Origin of the sequence: Roseateles agri, assembly GCF_034043675.1 — a bacterium.
GTDB lineage: Bacteria > Pseudomonadota > Gammaproteobacteria > Burkholderiales > Burkholderiaceae_C > KK5.
The window spans coordinates 510,525-528,703 of the sequence record NZ_JAXCLA010000003.1; the positions used below are offsets into that span (position 1 = coordinate 510,525).

The 18,179-nt window shown below is 69.8% G+C and carries 15 protein-coding genes; 5 read left to right on the top strand and 10 right to left on the bottom strand.

Annotated features, from left to right (window positions below; translation table 11 throughout):
• Positions 1 to 15 precede the first annotated feature (15 nt).
• Positions 16 to 519, bottom strand: a complete 504-nt coding sequence (locus tag SNE35_RS10530) for a hypothetical protein (RefSeq protein WP_320422856.1) — start codon at positions 517 to 519, stop codon at positions 16 to 18.
• Positions 520 to 529: 10 nt separating this feature from the next.
• A complete protein-coding gene (locus tag SNE35_RS10535; protein WP_320422857.1) occupies positions 530 to 2,434 on the bottom strand; it encodes a sensor histidine kinase in 1,905 nt (634 codons plus the stop codon).
• Between the two features lie 144 nt (positions 2,435 to 2,578).
• Between SNE35_RS10535 and SNE35_RS10540 the strand changes: the two genes are divergently transcribed.
• Positions 2,579 to 3,367, top strand: a complete 789-nt coding sequence (locus SNE35_RS10540) for a substrate-binding periplasmic protein (protein ID WP_320422858.1) — start codon at positions 2,579 to 2,581, stop codon at positions 3,365 to 3,367.
• Between the two features lie 3 nt (positions 3,368 to 3,370).
• Here the strand turns inward: SNE35_RS10540 and ypfJ are convergent, their stop codons facing one another.
• Positions 3,371 to 4,252 (bottom strand): KPN_02809 family neutral zinc metallopeptidase, encoded by an 882-nt coding sequence (ypfJ, locus tag SNE35_RS10545; RefSeq protein ID WP_320422859.1) that lies wholly within the window; start codon positions 4,250 to 4,252, stop codon positions 3,371 to 3,373.
• A gap of 82 nt (positions 4,253 to 4,334) precedes the next feature.
• Between ypfJ and SNE35_RS10550 the strand changes: the two genes are divergently transcribed.
• Both SNE35_RS10550 and SNE35_RS10555 read left to right on the top strand, forming a co-directional pair.
• Positions 4,335 to 5,105, top strand: a complete 771-nt coding sequence (locus SNE35_RS10550; protein ID WP_320422860.1) for a substrate-binding periplasmic protein — start codon at positions 4,335 to 4,337, stop codon at positions 5,103 to 5,105.
• Positions 5,106 to 5,218: 113 nt separating this feature from the next.
• Entirely contained in the window at positions 5,219 to 6,028 is an 810-nt protein-coding gene (locus tag SNE35_RS10555) for a head GIN domain-containing protein (protein WP_320422861.1), read from the top strand.
• Between the two features lie 12 nt (positions 6,029 to 6,040).
• On the opposite strand, the gene SNE35_RS10560 is transcribed toward SNE35_RS10555, so the two are convergent.
• The 5 genes from SNE35_RS10560 to SNE35_RS10580 all read right to left on the bottom strand — a co-directional run bounded on the left by SNE35_RS10560 (position 6,041) and on the right by SNE35_RS10580 (position 13,626).
• The gene (locus SNE35_RS10560; RefSeq protein WP_320422862.1) at positions 6,041 to 7,870 is read right to left on the bottom strand and encodes an ABC transporter ATP-binding protein; all 1,830 of its coding nucleotides are present in this window, start codon (positions 7,868 to 7,870) and stop codon (positions 6,041 to 6,043) included.
• Between the two features lie 17 nt (positions 7,871 to 7,887).
• The gene (locus SNE35_RS10565; protein ID WP_320422863.1) at positions 7,888 to 9,552 is read right to left on the bottom strand and encodes an alkaline phosphatase family protein; all 1,665 of its coding nucleotides are present in this window, start codon (positions 9,550 to 9,552) and stop codon (positions 7,888 to 7,890) included.
• A gap of 236 nt (positions 9,553 to 9,788) precedes the next feature.
• Positions 9,789 to 11,036, bottom strand: coding sequence for a glycolate oxidase subunit GlcF (gene glcF / locus SNE35_RS10570; RefSeq protein ID WP_320422864.1), 1,248 nt, complete (start codon positions 11,034 to 11,036; stop codon positions 9,789 to 9,791).
• 6 nt (positions 11,037 to 11,042) lie between these two features.
• On the bottom strand, positions 11,043 to 12,119 hold the full coding sequence (gene glcE / locus SNE35_RS10575) for a glycolate oxidase subunit GlcE (RefSeq protein WP_320422865.1): 1,077 nt from the start codon (positions 12,117 to 12,119) through the stop codon (positions 11,043 to 11,045).
• 4 nt (positions 12,120 to 12,123) lie between these two features.
• Positions 12,124 to 13,626 (bottom strand): FAD-linked oxidase C-terminal domain-containing protein, encoded by a 1,503-nt coding sequence (locus SNE35_RS10580; RefSeq protein ID WP_320422866.1) that lies wholly within the window; start codon positions 13,624 to 13,626, stop codon positions 12,124 to 12,126.
• 322 nt (positions 13,627 to 13,948) lie between these two features.
• On the opposite strand from SNE35_RS10580, the gene SNE35_RS10585 reads away from it, so the two are divergent.
• Positions 13,949 to 16,156: a phosphocholine-specific phospholipase C gene (locus SNE35_RS10585; protein WP_320422867.1), complete on the top strand. Its 2,208-nt coding sequence runs from the start codon at positions 13,949 to 13,951 to the stop codon at positions 16,154 to 16,156.
• A gap of 28 nt (positions 16,157 to 16,184) precedes the next feature.
• Complete coding sequence (locus SNE35_RS10590) at positions 16,185 to 16,823, top strand: choice-of-anchor R domain-containing protein (RefSeq protein ID WP_320422868.1); 639 nt, start codon at positions 16,185 to 16,187, stop codon at positions 16,821 to 16,823.
• A 13-nt stretch (positions 16,824 to 16,836) separates the two neighbouring features.
• Here SNE35_RS10590 and SNE35_RS10595 read toward each other — a convergent pair whose 3' ends face one another.
• Both SNE35_RS10595 and SNE35_RS10600 read right to left on the bottom strand, forming a co-directional pair.
• A complete protein-coding gene (locus SNE35_RS10595; RefSeq protein WP_320422869.1) occupies positions 16,837 to 17,364 on the bottom strand; it encodes a CcdC protein domain-containing protein in 528 nt (175 codons plus the stop codon).
• Between the two features lie 40 nt (positions 17,365 to 17,404).
• The gene (locus SNE35_RS10600; RefSeq protein ID WP_320422870.1) at positions 17,405 to 18,160 is read right to left on the bottom strand and encodes an IclR family transcriptional regulator; all 756 of its coding nucleotides are present in this window, start codon (positions 18,158 to 18,160) and stop codon (positions 17,405 to 17,407) included.
• Positions 18,161 to 18,179: the final 19 nt, after the last annotated feature.

Consider the following 18,179-nt stretch of genomic DNA (forward strand, 5'->3'; position numbering starts at 1 on the left):
GACGGCAAATGAGTGTCAGTCGTCCCAGCCGAAGCGCGTCGGGAACACCATGCTCTGGCTCAGCCGCAGCACCACGCCGTCCTTGAAGTGGACGTTGAAGCGCATCCGGTAGCTGCTGCCGGGATCGGGCTCGATGTTCCAGTCCCAGACCTCCTCGCCGCTGAAGCGGTAGGTCACGCGGGTACGCTCCTGGCCGAGCCGCCGGTTGACCTGCTCCGGCGTCATGCCGGGCGTGATCGAGAAGCGGCTGTCGTAGCTCAGCGTGTCCTCGACGCCGATCAAACGGCCCTGCGCGTCGAGCTTCACCATGTAGCAATGCGTGCCCAGCGGCTGGCTCGAATACTCGTAGGTGTGGCCGCCGCCGGCATCCTCCCAGATGCGGTGGGGTGCGCCGTAGTAACTCGTTATGTCAGCGGCAGTGCTGGTGCCGGGGACGAGCCGGGCATCGTGGCCGGGGTAGGCGCAGCCGCCGACGAGGACGGCGGCGAGCAGGGACAACAGCAAGATACGACTTCGCATGCGCCCGAGCTTACGCCGACGCTGTTTCCAGCGTGATGCTGAACACGGAGCCCTCGCCGACGACACTGCGCACCTCGATCCGCCCGCCCATCTGCTCCACCAGCAGTTTGACGATCGTGAGCCCCAGGCCCGTGCCGCGGCGGTGGGAGGCGCCGGGCAGGCGCTTGAAGGCCTGGAACAGCTGCTGCTGCTGCGCGTCGTCGAGCCCCGGGCCCTGGTCGTGGACCTCGATGCGTACATGGTGGCGGCCGCCTTCGTCGCTCGTGCGCCGAACCTCGACACGCACGCTGCCGCCGGGCCGGTTGTACTTGAAGCCGTTGCTGAGCAGGTTGGCCAGGACCTGGCCCAGCCGGCGGGCGTCGCTCCAGACGGCCAGGTCCGGCGGCAGATCGGGCAGTTCGAGTCGGACGCCGAATTCCTGCTGCTCGGGCGAGGTCAGCGCCGCCGCCGCGGCCAGCACCGGCGCCAGCGGGGTGGCGCTGCGCTCGACACTGAGGCGGCCGGAATCGATGCCGCTGATGTCCAGCACGTCGTCCACCAGGTGCAGCAAGTGCCGGCCGGCATCGGTGACCAACTGCACCCGCTGCAGCTGGCGCGGCGTCAGCGGTTCGCTGTTGTCCAGCACCAGCAGGTCGGCGAAGCCGAGCACGGCATTCAGCGGCGTGCGCAGCTCGTGGCTGAGGCGGGAGAGGAACTCCATCCGCGCGCCGGCCGTGCGTTCGGCGGTCGCGCGGTCCAGCTCGGCGCGCTCCTGGCGCACGCGCGCGCTGACGTCGCGGACGATGCCGATCATCCGCCGGTCGCCGGCCGCGATCGCGCCGCGCATCACCGAGGTGACCTCGACGTGGCGCGCCTCGCTTTCGGCGCCATGCGGCCGGATGCGGTAGCGGAGGTGGAAGCCGTGGCCCCGGTGGATGACGCGCTCCAGTTCGGCGCGCAGTGACGCGACGTCGGCCGGGTCGGTCAGCGCCCGCAGGCGCTCGCGCGGAACGGGTGGGGCGTTGGGGTCCGCGTCGAGGCCGTAGGCCGCGCGGGCGTTGGCATCCATGGCCACCAGGTCTTCGCGCAGGCGCCACTCGAACAGGCCGAGGCCATCGCCCTCGGCGGCCAGGTTCCAGCGCCGGTTCGCATCCTCCAGCGCGAGTTCGTAGCGGCGCTGCCGCACCAGACCCTGGCGCATGATCAGCAGGACCGCCAAGGTCAGCGCCACCCCCGCGAGCACGAGCAGCACCGACAGCACCCGGAAGGTCGAGCGCGAGGCCTCGCCCAGCGCGGCGCTGAACTGCTGCTCCAGCTTGCGCAGCTCGGGCTCCAGGGTGTCCAGCGAGCGCAGCGCCGCGTCGATCTGCGCTGTGCGCGCGGCCGCGTCGATCTGTTGTTGCGGCCCGTACAGCTGCTGCAGCTGCCGGCTCATGTCCTGCAGGACCAGCAGGCGGTCATCGGCCACCTGCCAGGCCCGCACCGCGTCGGCCATCAGCTCGCTGGTGGAGAAATTGCGGTAGAGCCGGATCATGCCGGGGATGTCGTCCGGCGAATTGCCGCCGCGCAGCAGGCCGCGAACGATTGCTTCTCGATCGGGCTCGCGCTTGTCCATCTCCAGCCGGGCTTCGTGGTCGCCCAGCGGGCCGTCGAGCGCCTGTTCGTAGGCGCGCAGCTGGGTGGCATCGCCGCTGCGAGCGTATTCGCGCAGGTGCTGGATCGCCTGCTCGCGCCCCTTGGACCACAGCGCCTGGCCGCCGACGTAGGCGCGCGTCGCCGACAGCACCTGGAAGGCCAGCAGGCACAGGATCAGCATCACCGCGTTGCCGATCAGCAGCGGCGACATCACCAGCGCCTTGTGCAGGCGCCGGCCGTCGGCATTCGCTGCTGCCGTGGCATCCGGACTCGGGCGCAGGTGCGCGTCGGCGGTGCTCATCCTTCTCCCCCGTGTTGTGCGCGCAGTATGCAGCGCGCGGGGTGCGCTCAGATAACTCGTTATGTGGCCGGATTACCGAACCAGCGCTTGAGCTGGACGCGCGGCTCCCGGAAACAGGTTCCGCATCGGCACCATAATTCCCGGATGCCCAACCGACGAGACAGCTTCCCCGCGCTCCTGGGGCTGGCGCTATTGCCGGCCTTCGGCGTGCGTGCGGCGGAACCGGGCGACCCCGCCAGTGCGCCGCTGACCGTGCTGCTGGAGCCGGTACGCCCCTACTCATTCCCCGACGCCGACGGCAAGCCGACCGGCTATGCGGTGGACCTGATGCAGGAGATGCTGCGCCGCTGCCATCTGAACGGCCAGCTCGAATTCAATTCCTGGGCGGGCATCTACCAGCGCGCGCTGGCCGATCCGCGGGTGCTCGTCGTCAGCATCGTCCGGCTCGGCGAGCGGGAACCGAACTTCTACTGGATCGGCCCCACTGCCGCGCGCCGCGCCTACCTGTACCGCCTGAAGGCCCGGGCGGACGTCCACGTCAGCTCGCTCGACAGCGCCCGCGCCTATCGCATCGGCGTGATCCGCGACGACGCCACCGAGCGCGACCTGCTCTCCAAGGGTTTCGAGCTCGGCAAGCAGCTGGACCGCAGCCCGGACCACGCCGCGCTGCTGCGCAAGCTGTTCGCTGGCCGCGATGAACTGGTCGCGCTGAACAGCGCCGTCGCCGCCGCCACCTTCGAGAGCTTCGGCTACGACTTCAACAAGGTGGAGCCGGTGCTGAAGCTCTCGGACATCAAGCTCTACATGGCGGTGAGCCGCAGTAGCGGCCCGGCGCTGTACGCGAAGCTGCTGAGCGCCTGGGATGCGATGCGGCGCGACGGCACCGTCGCCGCGATCGCGGCGCGCTACCCGAACGTCTCGCTGCTGGACTGAATTTCAGAGCTGCACGCCGGCCTCGAAGGTGTTGCAGTCTTTCAGCTGGCCGCCCTCCATGCCGCGCTTGAACCAGCGCACGCGCTGCGCGCTGCTGCCGTGGGTGAAGCTCTCCGGCATCACCGTGCCTCGCGCCTTGCGCTGCAGCGTGTCATCGCCGATCTGGCTGGCCGCGTTCAGCGCCGATTCCACATCGCCCGCTTCCAGCCAGTTCTTGCTCTGCTGCGAGAGCTTGGCCCAGATGCCGGCGTAGCAGTCAGCCTGCAGCTCCAGCTTCACGCTGATCGCATTGCCCTCGCGCTGCGAGTGCTGCTGGCGGTAGCGGTCCACCTTCTCGCTGGTACCCAGCAGGTATTGCACGTGGTGGCCGACCTCGTGAGCAATCACATAGGCCTGGGCGAACTCGCCGGGCGCGCCGAGCTGGGTGCGCATCGTGTCGTAGAAGCTCAGGTCGATGTAGACCTTCTGGTCGGCCGGGCAGTAGAAGGGGCCGGTGGCCGCCTCGCCGTTGCCGCAGGCGGTCGCCGTCTGGCCGCGGAACAGGTGCAGCCGCGGCGGCGTGTACTTCTGGTTGCTGCGGGCGAAGTAGGCGGTCCAGACGTCCTCGGTGCTGGCCAGCACCACCGAGACGAAACGGGCCGACGGGTCGGTGGGATGGGTGGCCGGCGTCGGCGCCTGTTGCTGCTGCGGCGCCGATACGTGCCCGCCCTGCATCAGCCCCAGCACCGTCAGCGGATTGACGCCGAAGGCCCAGGACGCGAGCAGCGCCACCACGATGCCGCCGATGCCGATGCGGCCACCCCCGAATCCGATGCCGCCCCCGCCGCCACTGCTGCTGCGTCCATCCTCGACGTTGTCGCTCTCGCGCTGACCTTCCCACTTCATCACCAACTCCTTGATTCCGGGTGCCGAGATTCTGCGGCAATCGAGAGGCCGCCACTGCGATGGATGCTTCAGAATCCCTCACATGACGACGCCCCGCCGCCGCTGCCTCCTGCTGCTTGCCGGCCTGGTGCCGCTGATCTCGGCGCGGGCCGATGACGACGCGGCGCACATCACCGTGATGCTGGAGGAGTTCGCACCCTACTCGTTCACCGACGAGCAGGGCCAGCCGACCGGCTACGCGGTGGAGCTGGCGCGCGAGATGCTCGCGCGGGCGCACGTGACGGCGAGCTTCGAGTTCAGCTCCTGGCCGCGCGTGATGCTGCGTGCGCGCAACGAGCCCAATGTGCTGGTGCCCGCCATCGTCCGCCTGACCGAGCGCGAGGCGATGTTCCACTGGCTTGGCCAGATCGGCGTCCGACGCGGCATGCTGTTCCGCCTGAAGAGCCGCCCCGAGGTGCAGCCGAAAAGCTTGTCCGAGGCGCGCGCCTGGCGCATCGGCGTGCTGAAGGACGATGTGGCCGAGCGCGAGCTGAGCTCGCTGGGCCTGGTGCTGGGGGAGACGCTGGACCGCGCCTCCGACTACCCCGCGCTGCTGCGCCGCTTCTTCGCCGGCCGCGACGACTTGCTGGCCCTCAGCAACCAGATCGCACCGGCGATCCTGCGCCGCCATGGCTACGACCCGCAGCTGATCGAACCGGTGCTGAAGTTCTCCGACTCCAAGCCCCACATGGCCGTGAGCCTGCAGACGCCTGAGCCGCTGCGGCAGCGGCTGATGAAGGCCTGGGAGACGATGCGGCGCGACGGCACGGTGGCGGCGATCGCCGCGAAATATCCCAGCATCGGACTGGAATAGGCGGCGGGGCGCAGCCTGTCCCCCGGAATCTGCAGCCTGTCGGCAATCGGTGGGCGGCGCGGTCGGGGCTTTTCATACTGCCGCCTTCATCCCCACGCACCGGATACAAGACCATGAAACTCCAGCGCTTCAGCGTCGTCCTCGGCGCCGCCCTGCTGGCCTCGGCCTGCGCACAGGCCGACGGCGGCAAGGAATGGAACATCCGCATCAAGCAGGACGGCGACAGCAGCTGGTCCTTCAACATCGACGGCCCGATGGAGTACGGCACCGCCGGCAACCGCATCCAGGGCTCGGGCAACCGGGTGGAGCGCAGCCGCAGCGTCGCCCCGTTCACCAAGCTGCGGCTGGAAGGCTCGCTGGACGTGCGCGTCAGCCAGGCCGCCGCCGATGCGGTGCGGATCAACGCGGACGACAACGTCGAGCCGCTGATCGAAAGCCGCGTCGAGGGCGACACGCTCATCATCCGCCTGCAGCCCGGCGCCGGCTTCCGCACCAAGCATGCGCCGACGGTGGCCGTCGATGCACGCACCCTGCGCGCCATCGCACTCAACGGTTCGGGTGACTTGAGCCTGGATCGCTTCAAGGGCGAGGCGCTGAACCTGGCGATGTCCGGTTCGGGTGACGTCCACATTGGCCAGATCGACGTGCTCGACCTGGCCGTCGACATGCGCGGCTCCGGCGACCTGCGCGTGTCCGGCAACGCACAGAAGCAGAGCTGGACGATGGCGGGCTCGGGCGACGTGGATGCCCGCCGGCTCGACGGCCGCACGGTCAGCGCGCGGCTGCGCGGCTCGGGCGACATCGACGTTGGCCAGTCGGACACCCTGGACGTGGAGATCGACGGCTCCGGCGACCTCAGCTACGCCGGCCGGCCGCAGCTCCACTCGCGGGTGAACGGCAGCGGTGACGTGAACCGCCGCTGAGCACTGCCGACCTCAGGCTTCTTCGCCGAGGAAGCCGCCGCTCTGGTGCGACCACAGGCGCGCGTAGAGACCACCGGAAGCGAGCAGCTCGGCATGCGTGCCCTGCTCGACGATCTCGCCCTCGTCCATCACGACGAGCCGGTCCATTGCCGCGATGGTGGAGAGCCGGTGCGCGATGGCGACGACGGTCTTGCCCTCCATCAGCCGGTACAGGCTGGTCTGGATCGCGGCCTCGACCTCGGAGTCCAGCGCGCTGGTGGCCTCGTCCAGCAGCAGGATCGGCGCGTCCTTCAGCATCACGCGGGCGATGGCCACGCGCTGGCGCTGGCCGCCGCTGAGCTTGACGCCGCGCTCGCCCACGTGGGCGTCGTAGCCGCTGCGGCCCTTCGGGTCGGTCAGGCCGGCGATGAAGGCCTGCGCTTCGGCGCGCTCGGCAGCGGCGGCCATCTGCGCGTCGCTGGCGTCGGGGCGGCCGTAGAGCAGGTTGTCGCGCACCGAGCGGTGCAGCAGCGAGGTGTCCTGCGTGACCATGCCGATCTGCTCGCGCAGGCTGTCCTGCGTCACGCCGGCGATGTCCTGCCCATCGATCAGGATGCGACCCGATTCAAGATCGTGGAAGCGCAGCAGCAGGTTCACCAAAGTGGACTTGCCGGCGCCCGAGCGACCCACCAGGCCGATCTTCTCGCCGGCGTGGATCGTCAGGTCCAGGTCCTTCAGCACGGTCTTCTTGCCGCCGTAGGCGAAGCCCACGTGATCGAAGCGGATCTCGCCGCGCGTGACCGCCAGTGCCGTCGCGTCGGGCCGGTCCTTCACCGTGATGCCGCGGGCCAGCGTGTTCATGCCGTCCTGCACCGTGCCGATGTTCTCGAACAGGCCGGTCATCTCCCACATGATCCAGTGCGAGATGCCGTTGAGCCGCAGCGCCATCGCCGTCGCCGCGGCCACCGCGCCCACGCCCAGCTCGCCCTGCATCCACAGCCACATCGTGGCGCCCGCGGTGCTGGCGATCAGCAGCATGCTCAGCGCATGGTTGACCACCTCGAAGCTGCTGACCAGACGCATCTGCCGGTAGGCCGTGCCCAGGAACTCCTGCATCGCCGAGCGGGCGAAGCCGGCCTCGCGGTGGCTGTGGCTGAACAGCTTGACCGTGCCGATGTTCGTGTAGGCGTCGGTCACGCGGCCGGTCATCACGCTGCGCGCGTCGGCCTGCTCGGCGCCGGCCTTGCCCAGCCGCGGTACGAAGAAGCACAGCGCGGCCACGTAGCAGGCCAGCCAGCCGAGGAAGGGCAGCAGCAGCCGCGCATCGAAATGGCCGACGACGCCCAGGATCGTCACGAAGTAGATCGTGATGAAGACCATGATGTCGGTCAGCACGAGCACCACGTCGCGCACCGCCAGCGCCGTCTGCATCAGCTTGGCGGCGACGCGGCCGGCGAACTCGTCGGCATAGAAGCTCATGCTCTGGCCGAGCAGGTGGCGGTGGAAGTTCCAGCGCAGCCGCATCGGGAAGTTGCTGGCCAGGCCCTGGTGCTTGGCGATCGTCTGCAGCGCCACCAGCAGCGGGCTGGCCAGCAGGATCACCGCCAGCAGCGCCAGGTTGCCCTTCTGCGTGGCCCACAGCTGGGAGGTCGGCACGGCGCTGAGCCAGTCCACCACCGAGCCCAGCATGCTGAACAGCAGCGCCTCGAAGGCGCCGGTGCCGGCGGTGAACAGGGTCATGCCGGCCACGAGCCCGCGCGAGCCGGCGGTGGCGGCCCAGACGAAGGGGAAGAAGCCCTTCGGCGGCTGCGGTGGCGGGGTGTCGGGGAAGGGCGGGAGCTGTCGTTCGAACCAGGAATACATCGTGTGGGGATAACTTCTTACTTGAGCGGCAGGGGCAAGGGTTGCCCTTGCGCCTGAGCGGGGGCGCGCACGTGCAGGATCTTCGCCAGCGTCGGCGCCACGTCGGACATGTCCACACGCTGGTCGACCTCGCCCTGGCCGACCCAGGTCGCGCCCCAGGCGAGCAGCGGCACGTGCGTGTCGTAGTCGTAGGGCGTGCCGTGCGAGCTGCCGACCGGGCGCGAGCCCCACAGCCAGTTGCGCTGGATCACGACCTGCACCGGCGCCGCGCGGCCCGGATGCCAGGACTTGCGCATCTGCTCCAGATAGGGCGTCGCAGTGTCGCCGCTCTCCAGTTGCGCTTTCGTGAACACGGCGGCGACGCCGGGGATCTTGACCAGCAGCGCCTTGGCCGATTCGTAGACCTCGTCGGACTTGAGCCCGCGCGCGGCGATCAGCTTCTCGTCGAACAGGATGCCGGAGGCGGACATCGCCGTGGCCCACTTGCCGGCGCCGTACTGCTGCACCAGTCCCGCGTTCAGCGTGGCCAGCATGTCGGCCGAGGCCAGGCGCGCGGCGTCGCGGCCCTGCGTCTTCGCCCACTCGGGCGTGTCGGCGAAGCCGTGGTCGGCGGTCAGCATCAGCAGGTAGTTGCCGCGGCCGACCTTCGCGTCCAGGTCGCGGAAGAAGGCCTGCAGCGCCACGTCGAGATGCAGGAAGTGGTCCTGCGACAGCCGCGACTCGGGGCCAAAGGCATGGTTCACGTAGTCGTGGCTGGACAGGCTCACCGTCAGGATGTCCGGCGTCGCGTCGGCGCCGAGCTGCTCGCCATCGATGGCGGCGCGGGCGAATTTCAAGGTCAGCTCGTCGGCGAAGGGCGAGGGCAGCAGGCTGGCGTAGAACGCCGGGCCCGGCGCGTCCTGATTGGCGCCGAGCTCGGTCGGCAGGCGGTTGCCGTTGCCGGCCGTCGACTGCCAGGGCTGGCCGTCCGGCACCGAGCGGGCGTAGGCGGCGGGGTCCGTCAGCAGCGGCGTCCAGGACTGGTGGAAGTAGACGTCGGCCGGCTTGGCCGAATTGAACGCGTCCACCCAGGCCGGATGCTGCGGCATGTAGTAGCTGGTCGACGCGAACTGGCCGGTCCCGCTCATGTACATGTAGGCGGTGCCCAGGTGGCCCGCCGGCAGGATCGCACCGCGGTCCTTGCCGGAGATGCCGATCACCTTGGAGGCCGGATCCTCCAGCCGCAGCACGTCGCCGACGGTCTCCACCAGCATCATCCGCGGGCTGGTGCCGGACAGCGTCGTGGTCTTGTTGCCGCCCAGGTAGTGGTAGGCCTCGTCCTGCGTGTTGTAGACCTCCGCGCCGGTCAGCGGGTCGCGCCATTCGTTGCTGATGATGCCGCTGCGCTGCGGGTAGGCGCCGGTCAGCATGATCGAGTGTCCGGCGGCGGTGACCGTGTGGCCGTGGCCGTAGTGCATGTTCGCGAACCAGGTGCCGTGGTCCAGGAAGCGGCGGAAACCGTCCGGCTGCAACTGGTCGCGGTAGGCCAGCACCTGGCGCATCGGCAGGCCGTCGATGACGATGAAGACGACCAGCTTCGGCGGCGCGGGTGGCGTTGCTGGCGCGCCGGGCGGGGTCGTGGAGCAGGCGGCCAGGGCCAGCAGGCCGGCCAGGGCGGGAGCGAGGAAGCGGGTGTTCATCATGGGTGCCAAGTGTCCGTGATTGCGCCCGCGGGGCCGGAAAAAGAAAAGGGTCGGGCACTCGCGCGCCCGACCCGATCAGCCGGTGAAACCAGCCGTTGGAGCCCTCCAGCTCCCCCTCCGTCGTTGTTTGCCCGCTATTCTGGAAACGGTTCCGCTAGTTTTCGCTACAGGTTTGCCCGGGGTCGGGCGATATGCGAACGATCGTGCGGAAATACTTGGCGGAGAGGTCGACCTCTTCAGGCCTGGAGGGCCTCGTCGAGCACCTCGATCCAGTGCTTCACCGGTGTACCGGTGCCGCTCTGCAGGTGCTGGATGCAGCCGATGTTGGAAGAGACGATCGCCTCGCCGTGGACCGGCGCCAGCGCCTTCAGCTTGTTGTCGCGCAGCTGCTTGGACAGCTCGGGTTGCAGCACCGAATAGGTGCCGGCGGAGCCACAGCACAGGTGGCTGTCGGTCGGCGCGGCCTGGATGTCGAAGCCCAGCGCGCGCAGGCCCGTCTCGACGCCGCCGCGCAGCTGCTGGCCGTGCTGCAAGGTACAGGGCGGGTGGTAGGCGAGCTTGGGCGCGGGCTTGTTCGAGAGCTTGCTCTTGAGAAGGGGCACCAGCGCCGGCAGCAGCTCGCTCAGGTCGCGCGTGGCGGCACTGATGCGCGCGGCCTTCTCGGCATAGGCGGCGTCGTGCGCCAGCGCCTTGCCGTACTCCTTCACCATCACGCCGCAGCCCGAGGCGTTCATCACCAGCGCCTCGACCTTGCCGTCGCCGCCCAGCCCCTCGACCAGCGGCCACCAGGCGTCGATGTTGCGGCGCATGTCGTCCAGGCCGCCGGCGTGGTCGTTCATGTGCGTGCGGATCGCGCCGCAGCAGCCGGCCTCGTCGGCCACCACGGTCTGGATGCCGGCCGCGTCGAGCACGCGGGCGGTGGCGCTGTTGATGTTGGGCATCATCGCCGGCTGCACGCAGCCCAGCAGCATCGCCACCTTGCGCGGGTGCGTGCGCGTGGGCCAGTCGTGCGCGCGCGCCGGCGCCGGGCCGGGCACCTTGTCCTTCAGCGAGGCGGGCAGCAGCGGGCGCACCATCTGGCCCAGCTTCATCGCCGGCTTGAAGGCGGGCGAGGGCAGGCCTTCCTTCAGCAACCAGCGCACGGCGCGCTCGCCCAGCGGCCGCTTCACCTTGGCCTCGACGATGTTGCGGCCGATCTCCACCAGCTGCCCGTACTCGACGCCCGAGGGGCAGGTGCTCTCGCAGTTGCGGCAGGTCAGGCAGCGGTCCAGGTGCTGCTGCGTGGCGCGCGTCGGCTCGGCGCCTTCGAGCACCTGCTTCATCAGGTAGATGCGGCCGCGCGGGCCGTCCAGCTCGTCGCCGAGCAGCTGGTAGGTCGGGCAGGTGGCGGTGCAGAAGCCGCAGTGCACGCACTTGCGCAGCACGGCCTCGGCGCGCTCGCCTTCCAGGGTGCCCTTGAATTCCGGGGAGAGGGTGGTCTGCATGCTCGGTCAGAAATCGGGGTAGAGCCGGCCGGGATTGAACACGCCCTGCGGGTCGAACGAAGCCTTCAGCTCGCGGTGGATGCGGGCCAGCGGCGGCGACAGCGGTGCGAACACGCCGGGGCTCTTGTCCAGCGCGCGGAACAGCGTGGCATGGCCGCCGACCTTGGCCGCTGTCTCGCGCACCTGCGCGGCCGGCGCCGGCGTGGCGACCCAGCGTTGCGCGCCACCCCATTCGATCAGCTGCTCGCCGTGCAGGTTCAGCGCCGGCGCGGTCTGCGGCAGCGACAGGCGCCACAGGCTGGCGCCGCCCTGCACCGCGCGCTCCGCGCCGATGAAGAACTCGTCGCCATGGTCGCGCAGCCCGGCCCAGAAGGGCTGGGCCAGGTCCTCGGGGATCTGGTCGCCGCCGAGCGCCTTGGTGGCTGCCTCCACGGCCGCGCTCGCGCCCGCCAGGCGAAGCACCAGCGCGCCGTCCCACCAGGCGCTGGCATTGATCGGCAGCGGCAGGCCGCCCCAGCGGTTGAGCTGGGTCAGCGCCTGGGGCTGGTCCAGGTCGAAGCGCAGGGTGGTGTGCGCCATCGGGAAGGGCAGCACCTTCAGCGAGACCTCGGCGATCACGCCCAGCACGCCCATCGACCCGGCCATCAGGCGCGAGAGGTCGTAGCCGGCCACGTTCTTCATCACCGTGCCGCCGAAGCTCATCGCCTCGCCGCGACCGTTGAGCATCGTCACGCCCAGCACGTGGTCGCGCACCGAGCCGACGGCGGCGCGCGCCGGGCCGCTGAGGCCCGCGGCCACCATGCCGCCGACGGTGCCCGCGCCGCCCTGGAAGCGCGGCGGCTCGAAGGCCAGGTGCTGGCCCTGCTCGGCCAGTGCCGTCTCCAGCTCGAGGATGGGCGTGCCCGCCTTCACGGTGACGACCAGCTCGCTCGGCTCGTAGCTGGTGATGCCGGCGATGCGCTGCATGTCCAGCAATTCACCAGTCGGTGCATGGCCGTAGAAGGCCTTGCTGCCGTGGCCCTGGATGTTCAGCTTCGCGCCGCGGGCGGCGGCGTCCTTGATCTGTTCCTGGATGACCTGCATGCGCTCAGAACCTCGGCAGCTCGGGATGGGCGAGCAGGCCCTTGCTGACGTGCATGCGGCCGTATTCGGCGCAGCGGTGCAGCGTCGGGATCACCTTGCCCGGGTTCAGCAGCGAGAGCGGATCGAAAGCGCGCTTCACGGCCAGCATCTGCTCGCGCTCGGCGTCGGAGAACTGCACGCACATCGAGTTCAGCTTCTCCACGCCCACGCCGTGCTCGCCGGTCACCGTGCCGCCCAGCGCGACGCTGGTCTCCAGGATCTCGGCGCCGAACAGCTCGCAGCGGTGCAACTGGTCCGGGTCCGAGGCATCGAACAGGATCAGCGGGTGCAGGTTGCCGTCGCCGGCATGGAAGACGTTGGCGCAGCGCAGCTGGTACTTCTTCTCCATCTCCTGGATCGCCAGCAGGATGGCCGCCAGGTTCTTGCGCGGGATCGTCGAATCCATGCACATGTAGTCGGGGCTGATGCGGCCGGAGGCGGGGAAGGCGTTCTTGCGGCCGCTCCAGAAGCGCAGGCGCTGCGCCTCGTCGGCGCTGACCTCGCAGCGCGTCGCGCCGCTGGCCTGCAGCACGGCTTCCATCCGCACGACCTCCTCGGCCACCTCGTCGGGCGTGCCGTCGCTCTCGCACAGCAGGATGGCCTCGGCATCGAGGTCGTAGCCGGCCTTGACGAAGTCCTCCACCGCCGCCGTCATCGGCTTGTCCATCATCTCCAGGCCGGCCGGGATGATGCCGGCGGCGATGATGTTGGCCACCGCGTCGCCGGCCTTGCGCACGTCGTCGAAGCTGGCCATGATGCAGCGCGCCAGCGTGGGCTTGGGCACCAGCTTGACGGTGACCTCGGTCGTGACGGCCAGCATGCCTTCGCTGCCGACGACGATGGACAGCAGGTCCAGCCCGGCCGCGTCCAGCGCCTCGGAGCCGAACTCGATCGGCTCGCCCTCGATCGTGAAGCCTCGTACGCGCAGCACGTTATGCAGGGTGAGGCCGTACTTCAGGCAGTGCACGCCGCCTGAGTTCTCGGCCACGTTGCCGCCGATCGTGCAGGCGATCTGGCTGCTCGGGTCCGGTGCGTAGTACAGGCCCAGTGGCGCGGCCGCTTCGGAGATCGCCAGGTTGCGCACGCCGCACTGCACGGTGGCCGTGCGGGCCACCGGGTCGATCTTCAGGATCTTCTTGAACTTGGCCAGCGCCAGGGTCACGCCCATCGCGTTGGGCATCGCGCCGCCCGACAGGCCCGTGCCCGCGCCGCGCGCCACCACCGGCACCTGCATCGCATGGCAGACGCGCAGCACGGCGGCCACCTGCTCCTCGGTCTCCGGCAGCGCGACGACCAGCGGCCGCTCGCGGTAGGCCGTCAGCCCGTCGCATTCGTAAGGGATCGTGTCTTCGTGGTGCCACAGCAGCGCATGCGCCGGCAGATGCGCCGACAGCGCCTGCACGACGCGCGCCTGGGCATGGGCGCGCTGTGCGGGGTCGGTCTTCGTGGCGGGGCTGGCGAGGGTCAAGGCGGGGTCTCCTGCAGGTGTCTGGACTGTAGCCGCTGTGTCACGTTCGTCGGCTTCAGGAACTTCGCAAACTGAAACGTTCCGCCTGCGCGGGGTGTGTCACACGCCAAGCCCGCAGCCAGCGGGCGTGCCGGCGCGGGTAGGTCCGAAAGGGCCATGCCGCCGCGTCTCGGATCCGACATTTGCCGTTCCTAGCATCGCGCGCTTGCAGGGCCTGGGCGGCATGAGCCGCGGGCCTGCATCCCCTCCCGGAACCCCGCGCATGGAGGCATGCCGACCGATCCGGGCAACCCGTGCGACCCTACCCAGAAGGCAAACCGCCATGACACAAATAGATCGTCGTTCCCTGCTGCGCGGCGCGGCCAGCGCAGGCCTGACCGCCGTGATTCCGGACAGCATCAAGCAGGCGCTGGCCGTTCCGGCCAAGAGCGTCACCGGCACCATCCAGGACGTGCAGCACATCGTCGTGCTGATGCAGGAAAACCGCTCGTTCGACCACTACTTCGGCATGCTGCGCGGTGTGCGCGGCTTCAGCGACCCGCGTGCGGTGAAGCTCTACGGCTCGGGCGACTCCGTGTTCGTGCAGCCCAACCAGAACTCCAGCGGCGTCACGCAGACGCCGGCCACGGTGCTGCCCTTCCGCCCCTCGCTGCCCAACGTCGGCTCGGCCTTCCTGCCCGACCTGTCGCACGCCTGGAAGGACGCGCAAGGCGCCTGGAACCAGGGCCTGTACGACCAGTGGACGCGCTTCAAGACCAAGAACACGATGGCCTACATGGAGCGCGAGGACATCCCGTTCTACTACGCGCTGGCCGACGCCTTCACGATTTGCGACGCATACCACTGCTCGATCATGACGTCGACCGACCCCAACCGCTACTACCTGTGGACGGGCTGGGTCGGCCAGAACGGCAGCGCCAACCCCGACACCGCCACCACCGGCAGCACGCCGGGCGTGGTGAGCCTGGCCAGCAGCGGCAACGGCGTGGCCCCCGTCGGCCCGCAGATCACCAACGCCGACTCCGGCTACAACTGGCACACCTATCCCGAGCGCCTGCAGGACGCCGGCGTAACGTGGAAGATTTACCAGGACGTCGGCCTCGGCCTCAACGCCGCCGGCTCCTGGGGCTACAGCGGCAGCAATGCCTACATCGGCAACTTCGGCGACAACCCGCTGCTGGACTTCCTGCAGTACCGCAACGCGCAGCCGGGCTCGCCGCTGTACCAGGGCGCCCGCATCGGCACCAACATCTCCAACGGCGGCGCGTTCAACAACGGCGGCCTGTTCGACCAGCTGCGCGCCGACGTCGCCGCCGGCACCCTGCCGCAGGTGTCGTGGATCGTCTCGCCCGAGGCTTACTCCGAGCACCCGAACTGGCCGGCCAACTACGGCGCCTACTACGTGAACAACGTGCTGGCCGCGCTGACGTCCAACCCCGCCGTCTGGGCCAGCACCGTCCTGATCATCTGCTACGACGAGAACGACGGTTACTTCGACCACATCGTCCCGCCGACGCCGCCGATGAGCGCCGCGCAAGGCAAGTCCACCGTCAGCACGGTCAACGAGATCTACCCGGGCACCAGCAGCACCAGCTTCCCGGCCGGCCCCTATGGCCTGGGCGCTCGCGTGCCGATGCTGGTCGTCTCGCCGTGGAGCAAGGGCGGCTTCGTCTGCTCGCAGACCTTCGACCACACCTCGGTGATCCGCTTCATCGAGCAGCGCTTCGGCGTCATGGAGCCCAACATCACGCCGTGGCGCCGCACTGTCTGCGGCGACCTGACGGCCGCGCTGGACTTCTCGACCGAGAACACCAGCCTGGCGCGCCTGCCCAGCACCACCGCCTACATGCCGCCGGCATCTGACGTCAGCAGCGGCAAGAAGTACTCCACCGCCACCCTGACCCTGCCGACCACGCAGGCGATCCCGACGCAGGAGCCGGGCCTGCGCCTGGCGCGTGCGCTGCCCTACGTGCTGCAGGCCGATCGCGTCGCCAACGGCCAGGCCGGCGGCTTCGACATCGCCTTCGCCAACACCGGTACGGCCGGCGCCCACTTCCATGTGCGCACGGGCAACAGCACGCTCGCGGGCGGCAGCACCGGCCCCTGGGGCTACACGGTCGAGGCCGGCAAGACCCTGGCCGACAGCTTCACCGCAGCGGCCGGCGGCAGCTACGACATCGCCGTGCACGGCTCCAACGGCTTCTTCCGCCACTTCGCCGGCGGCACCGACGCCGCTGCGTCCAACCTGCTGGTGAAGGCGAGCTACGACGCCATCGGCGGCGGCATCTCGCTGACCGTCACCAATGCCGGCACCGCCGCGGCCACCGTGACCATCACCGACAAGTACACCAACGCCGCCTCGCATCAGCTGCTGGCACCGGGCGCGAGCTTCCGCTCCGACTGGACCCTGTCGACCAGCTACAGCTGGTACGACCTGCTGGTCACCGCCGCCGAGGACGCCCGCTTCGTCGCCCAGTACGCCGGCCACGTCGAGACCGGCCGCGCCAGCACCAGCGATCCGCTGCTGTGAGCGCCTTCAACCCATTCAGGACAAACACATGAAGAACACCCTCATCCATCTCGCCACCGCGGCCCTGGTCGCTGCCTTCGCCGCACCCGCGGCCCAGGCCGCCACGGTCTTCGACAACCTCGGTTCGGCGCAGGCCGGCGCGGACCCGGTCATGAGCTTCGGCCCGCTCGCGATCTCCTTCAACAGCGGCGCCACCGGCGGCCTGCTGACCAGCGTGGCGGCCCTGCTGAAGAGCGACAGCGCCGACATCGTCGGCAATCTGTCGCTGACGCTGATGGCCGACCAGGGCATGCAGCCGGGCACGGCCATCGCGTCGCTCGGCACGCTGTCCAGCGCCGCCATCTCGACGGCTGACTTCGCCTCCTACAGCTTCGGCACGCTCGCGCCGGTGAAGCTCGCGGCCAACACGACCTACTGGATCGAGATCTCCGCCGCATCGCCGGTGGCCGTCGAGTGGTCCTGGTCCACCGACCAGACCGCGCTGGGCGTGGCCGGCCAGGCCTCGTACAGCCAGGAATTCGGCGTGCTGATGAACAGCGACGGCGGCCCGTACCAGGCGTCCATCAGCGTCTCGGCCGTGCCGGAGCCGGCGAGCTACCTGCTGTTTGCCTTCGGCCTGGCGGCCGTGGGCCTCGGTGCCGCGCGCCGCGGCAAGACGGTTCGCTGAAGAAGCAGGGCGATCAGCGGCTGGCGCTGGCGGCGATCGAATGCCGCCAGCGTAGCAAGCCGATCGCGTAGACCACGTAGTAGCCGGCCAGCGTGCCGAACAGCGCCAGCGTCAGCGGGCCGCTGGCGGCGAAGGTGTGTGCGTCGGGCTGGAAGCTGCCGGTGGCCATGTAGAGCTGGACCATCCGGTAGACCAGCCGCCCGATGAACAGCAGCGAGAGCGCGATGCCCAAGTGCGCGTTGGGCGTGTAGAACAGGCCCTGGGGCGTCGCCTCGAACTTCGTCAACCGGTGCCCGACCCAGCCGAGCACGCCACCCAGCACCGCGCCGCCGAGCAGGCCGGCGGCGGTGTCCGAATGCTGGCGCGCGCCGAGCAGCAGCAGCGCGACGAGCAGCGGGAAGAACACCACGGTCATCCAGGGCCGCACCGGCGCGAGCCGCTGCCGTCCGACCAGCCGGCGCACGCGCTTCACCATGCGCCAGACGATGAGCGCCGCGAAGCCGGCGGGAACGAGCAGGGTGCTGGGGTGGGAGAGGTCCACGGGTGGCGTTCGGTAGATGTGTTGGCGGGAGCGTAGCAGGCTAGTCCGTGAAGCTCCGCTCCAGCGCTTCGGCCGCCTTGCGCAGGCGCGGCACGAGCTTCAGGGCCTGCGCCAGCGGCATGCGTGCGGCGGGCGCCTGCAGCGCCACGGCGCAACGCACGGCCTGGGTCGCGCCATCGCGCACCGGCACGGCCACGCAGACGAGGCCATCGACGAACTCCTCGGCATCGACCGCATGGCCGTCGCGCCGCACGCGCTCCAGCTCGGTCTCCAGCGCGGTGCGCGAGTCCAACGTCGTCGCCGTGTGGCGGGTCAGCGCGAGCTGGTCCAGCAGCGGCTTACGCTGGCGCGCCGGCATGAAGGCCAGGAACAGCTTGCCGCTGGCCGAGGCATGCAGCGGCACGCGGGTGCCCGGGCGCAGTTCCATGCGCAGCGGGAAGGCCGCCTCCACGCGGTCCAGGTAGATCACCTCGGCACCGGACATCACGGTCAGGTTGCAGCTCTCGCCGATATCGGCCACCAGCTGGCGCAGCACCGCATGGCGCACGCCCTGCTGCGCGCTGGCCACCAGCGTGGCCTCGGCCAGGCGCACGAGGCGCGGGCCCAGCGCATAGCGCCGCCCGTCCGGCTCGCGCTGCAGCAAGCCGCCGGCCTCGAGCTGCTGCAGCATCCGGTGCAGGGTCGGCTTGGGCCAGTCGCCCAGCGCCTGCAGCTCGGCCAGGCTCAGCGGCCGCTGCTGGGCGGCGAGCAGCTCGAGCAGCTCGATCAGGCGCAGGCTGGGTGTCGTGTCTGACATGCAATATCTCGAAAAACGA

Excerpts from the sequence above, each read along its gene's own strand:
- SNE35_RS10530 (WP_320422856.1), bottom strand. The coding sequence starts at position 519 with ATGCGAAGTCGTATCTTGCTGTTGTCCCTGCTCGCCGCCGTCCTCGTC.
- SNE35_RS10535 (WP_320422857.1), bottom strand. The coding sequence starts at position 2,434 with ATGAGCACCGCCGACGCGCACCTGCGCCCGAGTCCGGATGCCACGGCA.
- SNE35_RS10540 (WP_320422858.1), top strand. The coding sequence starts at position 2,579 with ATGCCCAACCGACGAGACAGCTTCCCCGCGCTCCTGGGGCTGGCGCTA.
- ypfJ (WP_320422859.1), bottom strand. The coding sequence starts at position 4,252 with ATGAAGTGGGAAGGTCAGCGCGAGAGCGACAACGTCGAGGATGGACGC.
- SNE35_RS10550 (WP_320422860.1), top strand. The coding sequence starts at position 4,335 with ATGACGACGCCCCGCCGCCGCTGCCTCCTGCTGCTTGCCGGCCTGGTG.
- SNE35_RS10555 (WP_320422861.1), top strand. The coding sequence starts at position 5,219 with ATGAAACTCCAGCGCTTCAGCGTCGTCCTCGGCGCCGCCCTGCTGGCC.
- SNE35_RS10560 (WP_320422862.1), bottom strand. The coding sequence starts at position 7,870 with ATGTATTCCTGGTTCGAACGACAGCTCCCGCCCTTCCCCGACACCCCG.
- SNE35_RS10565 (WP_320422863.1), bottom strand. The coding sequence starts at position 9,552 with ATGATGAACACCCGCTTCCTCGCTCCCGCCCTGGCCGGCCTGCTGGCC.
- glcF (WP_320422864.1), bottom strand. The coding sequence starts at position 11,036 with ATGCAGACCACCCTCTCCCCGGAATTCAAGGGCACCCTGGAAGGCGAG.
- glcE (WP_320422865.1), bottom strand. The coding sequence starts at position 12,119 with ATGCAGGTCATCCAGGAACAGATCAAGGACGCCGCCGCCCGCGGCGCG.
- SNE35_RS10585 (WP_320422867.1), top strand. The coding sequence starts at position 13,949 with ATGACACAAATAGATCGTCGTTCCCTGCTGCGCGGCGCGGCCAGCGCA.
- SNE35_RS10590 (WP_320422868.1), top strand. The coding sequence starts at position 16,185 with ATGAAGAACACCCTCATCCATCTCGCCACCGCGGCCCTGGTCGCTGCC.
- SNE35_RS10600 (WP_320422870.1), bottom strand. The coding sequence starts at position 18,160 with ATGTCAGACACGACACCCAGCCTGCGCCTGATCGAGCTGCTCGAGCTG.